This is a genomic window from Streptomyces sp. URMC 126 (genome assembly GCF_051386555.1).
GTDB lineage: Bacteria > Actinomycetota > Actinomycetes > Streptomycetales > Streptomycetaceae > Streptomyces.
The window spans coordinates 1-8,545 of record NZ_JBPQTX010000296.1 but is presented as its reverse complement, the minus strand read 5'-3'; the positions used below and the strand labels follow the sequence as shown (position 1 = coordinate 8,545).

The window sequence follows — 8,545 nt, the reverse complement described above, 5'->3', positions numbered from 1 at the left end:
GGGCGCGGGGCGGGACGACTGAGGGGCGCCCGCCGGGAGCCGGCGCGGAGGACCGGGGGCCGCCGTTCAGCCTTCCGTGGTCAGGGACTTGATCAATGTGTAGTCGGTGACGCCCGGCGGGTAGTCCTCCACCGTGGCGACCACGCGGTAGCCCTGTTTGCGGTAGAAGTCCGGCGCCTGGAAGTCCCAGGTCTCCACCCGGCTGCCGACGCAGCCGTACCGCAGGCGGGCGGTCTCCTCGGCGTCGGCCACGAGCCGCCCGCCGAGTCCCGTGCCCCGGTGCCGCGCGTCGACCCAGAGGTAGTCGATGTGCAGCCAGTGGTACTGGACGTAGCCGACCAGGCCGCCGGCCAACTCCCCGTCGTCGCCCGTGGCGTAGACCTGGAGGGGGACGCTGTCCTCGGCGGGGGTGCCGCGCAGGGAGCGCAGTACGGACGACCGTTCGGTGTTGTCGGCGGCGAGCCGCCGATGGACCACATCGCGTCGTTCCGCGTCGTTCACTACCTCAATACTGAACATAAAGCTCACGATAAACATCTGGGTCAAGCAGTTTTGCGAATCGGCTTCCGTTGTCGGACCCCGGCCGTACGCTGAGCACAGCGTCGGTGGGGGCCGACGCCGATCAGGGGGCGAGACAGGCAGGTACGTCGCCCGGGGTGGGGTAGTTGTCAGAGCACGGCGGCGGCCGTGCGCGTGCGACGGCTCCGTACCGGGCGCCGTACCCGCACTGCGCGCCTCCCCGAATTTGGGGGTGGTTGTGGCACGTATTCGGGTATTGGTGGTCGACGACCACCGCATCTTCGCCGAGTCGCTCGCCGCCGCCCTCGCGGCCGAGCAGGACGTGGACGTCTCGGCGGCCGGCAGTGGGCCGGCGGCGCTGCGCGCCCTGGAGCGCGCGGCGGCGGAAGGGCGGCGCTTCGACGTCCTGCTGATCGACGCCGATCTGGGCGCGGCGGCCGTGGAAGCGGCGCGCGTCCCGGAGCAGCGCCGGCCTCCCGGGCGGCCGGTGACGGGTCAGCCCGAGGGTGTGGTGGACGGGATCTCGCTGGTGGCCGGGGTGCGCTCCGGGCACCCGGGGGTGCGCACGGTCGTGCTCGCGGAGCGGGACGACCCGCGCCGGGCGGCGGCGGCGCTGCAGGCCGGGGCCGGTGGCTGGGTGGCGAAGGACTGTTCGCTCTCCCGCCTGCTGGCGGTGATACGAGGGGTGCTGCGGGACGAGACGCATCTGCCGCCCGCCCTGCTGACGGGAGTCCTGCGGGAGCTGACGGCCGCGCGCAAGCACCGGACGGAGAGCGAGCGCCTGGTGGAGTCGCTCACCCCGCGCGAGCGCGAGGTGCTCCGCTGCATGGTGGCCGGGCTGGGCCGGAAGGCCGTCGCCGAACGGCTGTTCCTCTCCCCGCACACGGTGCGGACGCATATGCAGAACGTCCTGGGCAAGCTGGGCGTGCACTCCACGCTCGCCGCCGTCGCGCTGGCCCGCCGGGCCGGAGTGGGCCCGGTCGACCTAACCGGGGACGTTGTCGAACGGGGCGGTCAACTGGCGTAGCAGTGCCGCGAGTTCGACGCGCTGCGCGGTGGAGAGCTCGGCGAGGATCGCCCGTTCCTGGGCGAGCAGCCCGGCGAGCGCCTCGTCCGCGCGGTCCCGCCCCTCCTCCGTCAGCCGTACCAGTACGCCGCGCCGGTCGTTGGGGTCGGGCTCCCGACGGACCAGGCCCTTTTTGGCGAGCCGGTCGATGCGGTTGGTCATGGTCCCGGAGGTGACCAGGGTCTGGGTCAGCAGTTGACCGGGGGACAGCTGATACGGCGCGCCCGCACGGCGCAGCGACGTCAGGACGTCGAACTCCCAAGGCTCCAGCTGGTGCTCGGCGAACGCGATCCGCCGTGCCCGGTCGAGGTGCCGGGCGAGCCGGCTGACGCGGCTCAGGACTTCCAGCGGTTCCACGTCGAGGTCCGGGCGCTCCCGGCGCCACGCTGCGACCAGTCGATCGACCTCGTCCTCCATGAGATCAGTGTAGTGGGTCTGTCGACATGAAGTCTCTTGACGTCGAGATAATCCGGAGGGATGCTGACGGCGAGGCCCGCACCTCCGCCCCTCCCCGGCACCCTCCGCCCCACCACGTTCGGGAGGCCCCCATGCCCCACACCCCGACCTGGGACCCGCGGCAGTACCTCCGCCACTCCGGCCCCCGCATCCGCCCCTTCCACGATCTCCTGGCCCGCGTCCCCGACCTTCCCGGCCCCGGCCCGGCCCGGATCGTCGACCTCGGCTGCGGCCCCGGCAACGCCACCGCCCTGCTCGCCGACCGCTGGCCCGACGCCCTGATCACCGGCCTCGACAACTCGCCCGAGATGCTGCGCGCCGCCGCCGCGCACGCGGGCCCCACCAGCGGCGGCGGCCGGATCTCCTTCGCCGCCGCCGACGCGGCTCGCTGGACCCCGGACGGCCCCCTCGACCTGATCGTCGCCAACGCCCTGCTCCAGTGGGTACCGGACCACCCCGCGTCCTTCCCCGCCTGGACCGAGGCCCTCACCCCCGCCGGCGTCCTCGCCTTCCAGGTGCCCGACCACCAGGACGCGCCCTCGCACACCCTGATGCGCGACCTCTGCGACACCCCGCGCCGGCGCGCCCGTCTCGCGGACGCCGCCCGCGGCCCCGTCCACGTCCTCGACCCGGCCGCCTACCTCGCCCGCCTCGCCGACCTGGGCCTGACGGTCGACGCCTGGGAGACCACATACGTCCATCTCCTCCCGGGCCCCGACCCCGTCCTCGACTGGCTCATGGGCACCGCCCTCCGCCCCGTCCTCACGGCCCTGGCCGACGACCCGGCCGAGCGCGACGCCTTCCTCACCGAGTACGCGGCCCTCCTCCGCGAGGCGTACCCACCGGGCCCGCACGGCACGGTCTTCCCGTTCCGCCGGATCTTCGCGGTGGCGCGGAAGGCAGGCGGGCAGGGTGAGGGGTGATCATCGGATCACCCTTTCGCGTGAAGGGCGTGAAGGTCGACCGTGGAGCTCCTCGGGACCTCGTAGCGTCCGTGGCGTCGCTTGTGCCGCAATGGCGCCCGCGCCCAGACTGAAGGAGGAGGTGCTTCACGATGACCGCACTCGCGCACGAGGTGATCCCGGTGGCGGATGACGAACCGGTGGCCGATCTGGACACGTTTCTGTGGGAGACGTGGAAGGCCATGGATCTCCCCGAGGGCTACCGCGCTGAGATCATCGAGGGGTCCATCGAGGTGTCGCCCACTGGCAATCGTCGCCACACCATTGTCATCAATCGCCTGCGACGGGCACTCGACGCCCACTTGGCGGATTCGGGGCACGCGCCCTTCCAGGACGCGAACCTGATGCACCGCCGCAAAGGCTGGATCCCGGACCTTCTCATCGCCCCCGCCGACCTGGACGAGGTTCCCGACGAGGAAGGCCTCGGCATCGACGCCGCGGGCGTCAGTGCCGTCGTCGAGGTCGTCTCGCCCGGCCGCCGCAACCAGGAGCGTGACCGGATCCGCAAGCGCCGTGAGTACGCCCGCGCCGGGATCCCGCTCTACGTGCTCGTCGACGACTTCGACGGCGACGGCGCGGTTGTCCTGCTGAGCTCGCCGGCCACGGAGAAGGAGGACTATCTCGACGAGCACCGCGTCCCCTACGGCACCGACGCCGTGATCCCCTCCGGCCCGGCCAAAGGCTTCGCCATCGGCGCGGCGATCACCGCGCCCTGACCGCCGCCGTCCCCCGTCGCCCCTTCCCGGGCGGCTCAGCTCTTGCGGTGTCCCACCAGCCGGGGCCGCTGCTCCAGCCCGTCCAGTCCGTGCCAGGCGAGGTTGACCAGATGGGCCGCCACCTCGGCCTTCTTCGGCTTGCGGACGTCGAGCCACCACTGGCCCGTCAGGGCCACCATGCCGACCAGGGCCTGGGCGTACAGCGGGGCCAGCTTCTGGTCGAAGCCCCGGGCCTTGAACTCCATGCCGAGGATGTCCTCGACCTGCGTGGCGATATCGCTGATCAGCGACGCGAAGGTGCCCGTCGACTGGGCCACGGGGGAGTCGCGGACGAGGATGCGGAACCCGTCCGTATACGTCTCGATGTAGTCGAGCAGGGCGAACGCGGCCTGTTCCAGGAGCTCGCGCGGGTGGCCCGCGGTGAGAGCGCCCGTCACCATGTCGAGGAGCTGCCGCATCTCGCGGTCGACGACCACCGCGTACAGCCCCTCCTTGCCGCCGAAGTGCTCGTAGACCACGGGCTTGGAGACCCCGGCCTTGGCCGCGATCTCCTCCACCGACGTGCCCTCGAAACCCCGCTCGGCGAAGAGTGTGCGACCGATGTCCAGCAACTGCTCACGGCGCTCCGCGCCGGTCATCCGCACCCGGCGGGTGCGTCTGGCCCCCTGCGCGGGGGTCAGGTCCTTCTTACCGGAGGTTTTGCTGTCGATCGCCACGCCGTCCATCATGCCGCCTGAGCGGCGTCCTTCTTCTCGCCGCCGGCCGCCGGGGAGCCCTCCTCGCCCGGCCGGGGCGCGCGCCGCGCCGCGATGCGGCCCGCGCTCGGCCAGCGCACGTCGTACGCCCAGCCGGCCAGCTCGAACCAGCGGATGAGCCGGGCGCTGGAGTCGATCTGGCCCCGCAGCACGCCGTGCCGCGCCGAGGTCGGGTCGGCGTGGTGCAGGTTGTGCCAGGACTCGCCGCAGGACAGGATCGCCAGCCACCACACGTTGCCGGAGCGGTCGCGGGACTTGAACGGCCGCTTGCCGACCGCGTGGCAGATCGAGTTGATCGACCAGGTCACGTGGTGCAGGAGCGCCACCCGGACCAGCGAACCCCAGAAGAACGCCGTCACCGCTCCCTGCCAGGACCAGGTCACCAGCCCGCCGACCAGCGGCGGGATCAGCAGCGAGATCGTCGTCCAGAGGACGAACGTACGGGAGACCCAGCGGATCGCCGGGTCCTTGATGAGGTCCGGGGCGTACTTGTGCTGCGGCGTCTGCTCCTCGTCGAACATCCAGCCGACGTGTGCCCACCAGAGGCCCTTCATCAGGGCCGGCACGGTCTCCCCGTAGCGCCACGGCGAGTGCGGGTCGCCCTCGGCGTCGGAGAACTTGTGGTGCTTGCGGTGGTCGGCCACCCAGCGCACCACCGGGCCCTCCACGGCCAGCGAGCCCATGACCGCCAGCGCGATCCGCAGGGGGCGTTTGGCCTTGAAGGAGCCGTGCGTGAAGTAGCGGTGGTAACCGATGGTGATGCCGTGACAGCCGATGAAGTACATCGCCGTCATCAGCCCCAGATCCAGCCAGCTGACCCCCCACCCCCATGCCAGGGGGACCGCGGCGAGCAGGGCGACGAAGGGGATGGTGATGAACAGCAGCAGCGTGATCTGTTCGATCGAGCGCTTGCTGTCACCACCCAGTGTGGCGATGGGGAGCGGGGCCTCCTGGGCCTTCGGCACGTCCTCGATCAGGTCGGGGCTTGCAGTCATGGATTCCCTCGTGGGGGTCGGGAGCTGGCTACGGTTCCGTAACCTACGGCAACGTAAGTATGGCAGGGCCCCGGCGGGGGGCAAGAGGGCTGTCCGAGACCGCGCGTCGGGTGGCGACCTATGCTGGTGGGCGTCGGACAGCGCGGTCCGCCACCCCTCCAGACGTGCTCGGAAACACCGCTAGGAGCAGCACCTGTGAGCAGTGCCGACCCCACCAGCCTCGAAGCACGGCGCAGCGCCGCACTGCGCGCCGACATCCGCCGCCTGGGCGACCTCCTCGGCGCGACCCTGGTCCGCCAGGAAGGTGAGGAACTCCTCGCCCTGGTCGAACGGGTGAGGGCGCTCACCCGGACCGACGGCGAGGCCGCCGCCCGCCTCCTGGGGGAGACCGACCCGGAGACCGCCGCCAAGCTGGTGCGCGCCTTCTCCACCTACTTCCACCTGGCCAACGTCACCGAGCAGGTGCACCGCGCCCGGGAGCTCGGCGCCCGGCGTGACGCCGAGGGCTCGATCCTGGCGCGTACCGCGGACCGGCTGAAGGACGCGGACCCCGAGCACCTCAAGGAAGCCGTCGCGCACCTCGGCGTCCGTCCCGTCTTCACCGCGCACCCCACCGAGGCCGCCCGCCGCAGCGTCCTCAACAAGCTCCTGCGCATCGCCGAGCTGCTGGGGCACCAGGCCACCGGCGAGGGCGAGAAGCGCCGCACCGACCTCCGCCTGGCCGAGAACATCGACCTGCTCTGGCAGACCGACGAGCTCCGCGTCGCCCGCCCGGAGCCCACCGACGAGGCCCGCAACGCCATCTACTACCTGGACGAACTGCACGCCGGCGCCGTCGGCGACGTCCTGGAGGACCTGGCCGCCGAGCTCGACCGGGTCGGCGTCCCGCTGCCCGCCGCCACCCGACCGCTGACCTTCGGCACCTGGATCGGCGGCGACCGCGACGGCAACCCCAACGTCACCCCGCAGGTCACCTGGGACGTGCTGATCCTCCAGCACGAGCACGGCATCACCGACGCCGTCGAGCTCGTGGACAAGCTCCGCGTCGCCCTCTCCAACTCCATCCGCAACAGCGGCGCCACCGAGGAGCTCCTCGCCTCCCTCCAGCGCGACCTGGAGCTCCTCCCGGAGATCAGCCCCCGCTACAAGCGGCTCAACGCCGAGGAGCCCTACCGGCTCAAGGCCACCTGCATCCGCCAGAAGCTCCTCAACACCCGCGAGCGCCTGGCCCACAACACCCCGCACCAGGAGGGCCGCGACTACCTCGGCACCGCCGACCTGCTCGCCGACCTCCAGCTGATCCAGGACTCGCTGCGCGCCCACCGCGGCGGCCTCATCGCGGACGGCCGGCTGGAGCGCGCCCTGCGCACCCTCGCCGCGTTCGGCCTCCACCTGGCCACCCTGGACGTCCGCGAGCACGCCGACGCCCACCACCACGCCCTCGGCCAGCTCTTCGACCGGCTCGGCGAGGAGTCCTGGCGGTACGCCGACATGCCGCGCGAGTACCGCCGCAAGCTGCTCGCCAAGGAGCTGCGCTCACGCCGCCCGCTCGCGCCCAGCCCAGCCCCGCTCGACGCGGCCGGCCAGAAGACCCTCGGTGTCTTCCACACCGTCCGGGAGGCCCTGGAGCGCTTCGGCCCCGAGGTCGTCGAGTCGTACATCATCTCCATGTGCCAGGGCGCCGACGACGTCTTCGCCGCCGCCGTCCTCGCCCGCGAGGCCGGGCTGATGGACCTGCACGGCGGCTGGGCCAAGATCGGCATCGTGCCGCTGCTGGAGACCACGGACGAGCTCAGGGAAGCCGACCGGATCCTCGACGACATGCTCGCCGACCCCTCCTACCGGCGGCTCGTCGCCCTCCGCGGCGACGTCCAGGAGGTCATGCTCGGCTACTCGGACTCCTCCAAGTTCGGCGGCATCACCACCAGCCAGTGGGAGATCCACCGCGCGCAGCGCCGGCTGCGCGACGTGGCCCACCGGTACGGCGTCCGGCTGCGGCTGTTCCACGGCCGCGGCGGCACCGTCGGCCGCGGTGGCGGCCCCACCCACGACGCGATCCTCGCGCAGCCGTGGGGCACGCTCGACGGTGAGATCAAGGTCACCGAGCAGGGCGAGGTCATCTCCGACAAGTACCTGATCCCGGCCCTCGCCCGGGAGAACCTCGAACTCACCGTCGCCGCCACCCTCCAGGCGTCCGCCCTGCACACCGCGCCCCGCCAGTCCGACGAGGCGCTGGCCCGCTGGGACGCGGCCATGGACACGGTGTCGGACGCGGCGCACGGGGCGTACCGGCGGCTGGTCGAGGATCCCGACCTGCCCGCCTACTTCTTCGCCTCCACCCCGGTGGACCAGCTCGCCGAGCTCCACCTCGGCTCCCGCCCGTCCCGCCGCCCGGACTCCGGCGCCGGCCTCGACGGGCTCCGGGCCATCCCGTGGGTGTTCGGCTGGACCCAGTCCCGGCAGATCGTCCCCGGCTGGTACGGCGTCGGCTCCGGCCTCAAGGCCGCCCGCGAGGCCGGTCTCGACACGGTCCTGGAGGAGATGCACGAGCACTGGCACTTCTTCCGCAACTTCCTCTCCAACGTGGAGATGACGCTGGCGAAGACGGATCTGCGCATCGCGCGGCACTACGTCGACACGCTCGTGCCCGACGAGCTCAAGCACGTCTTCGACACGATCCGGGCGGAGCACGAGCTCACCGTGCAGGAGGTGCTGCGCATCACCGGGGAGAAGGAACTGCTCGACGCGAGCCCGGTGCTGCGGCAGACGTTCCACATCCGGGACGCCTACCTCGACCCGATCTCCTACCTCCAGGTCACGCTGCTGCACCGGCAGCGGGAGGCGGCGGCTCGGGGGGAGGCGCCTGATCCGCTGCTCGCTCGGGCGTTGCTGCTCACCGTGAACGGGGTGGCTGCGGGGTTGCGCAACACGGGCTGAGGCGCACGGCGGCGGGGCGCCTGCGGCGGGCTGGTGCCCCGGCCCCGCCCCTTCGCCGATTCCTGGGGGCCAGCCCCCAGACCCCCTGAAACCGCGCTCCGTGCGGTTGTCCTCAAACGCCGGACGGGCTGATACAGCC

At 72.1% G+C, this 8,545-nt stretch carries 8 protein-coding genes; 4 read left to right on the top strand and 4 right to left on the bottom strand.

What is annotated here, in order from left to right:
• Positions 1 to 66: 66 nt before the first annotated feature.
• Positions 67 to 519, bottom strand: a complete 453-nt coding sequence (locus tag ACSNOK_RS26960; protein ID WP_436783379.1) for a GNAT family N-acetyltransferase — start codon at positions 517 to 519, stop codon at positions 67 to 69.
• Positions 520 to 757: 238 nt separating this feature from the next.
• Here ACSNOK_RS26960 and ACSNOK_RS26955 point away from each other — a divergent pair, with 238 nt between their 5' ends.
• The gene (locus ACSNOK_RS26955) at positions 758 to 1,546 is read left to right on the top strand and encodes a LuxR C-terminal-related transcriptional regulator (protein WP_436783378.1); all 789 of its coding nucleotides are present in this window, start codon (positions 758 to 760) and stop codon (positions 1,544 to 1,546) included.
• Here ACSNOK_RS26955 and ACSNOK_RS26950 read toward each other — a convergent pair.
• Positions 1,505 to 2,002 (bottom strand): MarR family winged helix-turn-helix transcriptional regulator, encoded by a 498-nt coding sequence (locus ACSNOK_RS26950; protein ID WP_004953415.1) that lies wholly within the window; start codon positions 2,000 to 2,002, stop codon positions 1,505 to 1,507. The two genes, ACSNOK_RS26955 and ACSNOK_RS26950, sit on opposite strands and share 42 nt — an antisense overlap.
• A gap of 131 nt (positions 2,003 to 2,133) precedes the next feature.
• On the opposite strand from ACSNOK_RS26950, the gene ACSNOK_RS26945 reads away from it, so the two are divergent.
• On the top strand, positions 2,134 to 2,964 hold the full coding sequence (locus ACSNOK_RS26945; protein WP_436783377.1) for a trans-aconitate 2-methyltransferase: 831 nt from the start codon (positions 2,134 to 2,136) through the stop codon (positions 2,962 to 2,964).
• A gap of 131 nt (positions 2,965 to 3,095) precedes the next feature.
• Positions 3,096 to 3,719, top strand: a complete 624-nt coding sequence (locus ACSNOK_RS26940) for a Uma2 family endonuclease (RefSeq protein ID WP_436783376.1) — start codon at positions 3,096 to 3,098, stop codon at positions 3,717 to 3,719.
• Positions 3,720 to 3,754: 35 nt separating this feature from the next.
• On the opposite strand, the gene ACSNOK_RS26935 is transcribed toward ACSNOK_RS26940, so the two are convergent.
• Both ACSNOK_RS26935 and ACSNOK_RS26930 read right to left on the bottom strand, forming a co-directional pair.
• Positions 3,755 to 4,447: a TetR family transcriptional regulator gene (locus ACSNOK_RS26935; protein ID WP_436783375.1), complete on the bottom strand. Its 693-nt coding sequence runs from the start codon at positions 4,445 to 4,447 to the stop codon at positions 3,755 to 3,757.
• Positions 4,444 to 5,469 carry an acyl-CoA desaturase gene (locus ACSNOK_RS26930; protein ID WP_436783374.1) on the bottom strand — a complete coding sequence of 342 codons (1,026 nt, stop codon included), beginning with the start codon at positions 5,467 to 5,469 and terminating at the stop codon, positions 4,444 to 4,446. The genes ACSNOK_RS26935 and ACSNOK_RS26930 overlap by 4 nt, the downstream gene beginning before the upstream one ends.
• Positions 5,470 to 5,664: 195 nt before the next feature.
• Here ACSNOK_RS26930 and ppc point away from each other — a divergent pair, with 195 nt between their 5' ends.
• Entirely contained in the window at positions 5,665 to 8,406 is a 2,742-nt protein-coding gene (gene ppc, locus ACSNOK_RS26925; RefSeq protein ID WP_436783373.1) for a phosphoenolpyruvate carboxylase, read from the top strand.
• The last annotated feature ends 139 nt before the right edge of the window (positions 8,407 to 8,545 follow it).

Coding starts and splice junctions, on each gene's coding strand:
- ACSNOK_RS26930 (WP_436783374.1), bottom strand. CDS start 5,469: ATGACTGCAAGCCCCGACCTGATCGAGGACGTGCCGAAGGCCCAGGAG.
- ACSNOK_RS26935 (WP_436783375.1), bottom strand. CDS start 4,447: ATGATGGACGGCGTGGCGATCGACAGCAAAACCTCCGGTAAGAAGGAC.
- ACSNOK_RS26945 (WP_436783377.1), top strand. CDS start 2,134: ATGCCCCACACCCCGACCTGGGACCCGCGGCAGTACCTCCGCCACTCC.
- ACSNOK_RS26960 (WP_436783379.1), bottom strand. CDS start 519: ATGTTCAGTATTGAGGTAGTGAACGACGCGGAACGACGCGATGTGGTC.
- ACSNOK_RS26950 (WP_004953415.1), bottom strand. CDS start 2,002: ATGGAGGACGAGGTCGATCGACTGGTCGCAGCGTGGCGCCGGGAGCGC.
- ACSNOK_RS26940 (WP_436783376.1), top strand. CDS start 3,096: ATGACCGCACTCGCGCACGAGGTGATCCCGGTGGCGGATGACGAACCG.